Source organism: Pediococcus parvulus, assembly GCF_007990205.1.
GTDB lineage: Bacteria > Bacillota > Bacilli > Lactobacillales > Lactobacillaceae > Pediococcus > Pediococcus parvulus.
Genome location: NZ_BJWE01000094.1, coordinates 1 through 1,394 on the forward strand (window position 1 = coordinate 1; position 1,394 = coordinate 1,394).

1 protein-coding gene is annotated in these 1,394 nt (G+C 37.0%); it reads left to right on the forward strand.

Annotated features, from left to right (window positions below):
• Positions 1-120: 120 nt before the first annotated feature.
• Positions 121-1,362 (forward strand): ISL3 family transposase, encoded by a 1,242-nt coding sequence (locus tag PPA04_RS09455; protein WP_063697918.1) that lies wholly within the window; start codon positions 121-123, stop codon positions 1,360-1,362.
• The last annotated feature ends 32 nt before the right edge of the window (positions 1,363-1,394 follow it).

The following is a 1,394-nucleotide window of genomic DNA, read 5'->3' on the forward strand; positions in this document are numbered from 1 at the left end:
TTGGTGAATAACTAATACCGGTTTTTTGTCTGTTTTGAAAATCAGAAAAATAAAAAAGGACATCTGTCCTCTTTGTGCTACGATTTAATCGCCAAAACAAATCGAAAAGAGGAAATTCAGATGTCCCTAACTAATTCTATCTTATGCTTATTCGAAATAACAGACCCAAACTTAATTGTCACTGGTATTTCTAAAGAACGGTGTTCCACAAACCAACGTATTCATGTCGTCCATGCAACTTTGTCTTATCAACTTTTAAAGTGCCCACATTGTGGCCATAAAAGCTTAATTAAAAACGGAACTCACATGAGTCACCTGCGTTTAGGAACCTTATCCGGTGGTCGTTACGAAATGCATTTAAAACGTCAAAGATACCAATGTAAAGATTGTTCAAAAACCTGTGGTGCTAAAACTAAGTTGGTTAATCGTAACGAAACTTTCACACATAATATCAAACATCAAGTGATCGTTTTGGCACGCGATATGTTGACGAGTAAAGAAATTGCTAAACTTTGTGGAATTTCGCCAAGCAGTGTTCAACGAATCCTAAATGCCAATATTCACTTAGCCTATCGTGTTAAACATCTCCCAGAGAATCTTTGCTTTGATGAATTTCGTTCCTGTAATCACTGGATGTCCTTTAATTGTTGCGATGCCGTTAGTCATCGCCGAATTGTTACTTTAAAAGATCGGCTAAGTAAAGATATCATTGACTACTTTGAAGCTCGTTTTTCGGTTCAAGAACGTGCCCAAGTTCAATCAGTGACGATTGACATGAATGCTGAATATGGCAGCTTCATTCATCGCTTATTTCCCAATGCGGCCACGATTATCGATCGTTTCCATATTATTCAACTGGCTGGGCGTGCCTTAGATAATGAACGCACGCAGACCATTCGTACTATCCAAGATAAGCATTCACGAATTTATCATATTTTAAAATCTCAATGGCGTTTATTTCATCTTGATGAAATAAAAGTTAATGATTCTAAGGCTGTTTATTTACGCGGAATTAACGAGTATATGACGCAACAAAACGCCATTGATTTAGCTCTAGACGCTTTTCCCAGATTTAGATCTGTGTATCAAACCTATCAAGGTATCTTAAGTGCCATACACCAAAAGGATGCTAATGCGTTCCAATCCTTACTTACTAACTACCAACCCACTAGTAATCAAATGGACATAACGATCAACACGTTTATCAAAAATGGTTCAGCCCTTCTAAACAGTTGTCGTTATCCATTTTCCAACGGTCCAATTGAAGGACTTAATCGTAAAATCAAGGCATTAAAGCGTAACTGTTTTGGTTTTCGAAATATTGACAACTTCTTTATCCGGATTAGTTTAATTCATGAGTAAACAAAAAGCACATTCACCGAAGTGAATGTGCC

Excerpts from the sequence above, each read along its gene's own strand:
- PPA04_RS09455 (WP_063697918.1), top strand. The coding sequence starts at position 121 with ATGTCCCTAACTAATTCTATCTTATGCTTATTCGAAATAACAGACCCA.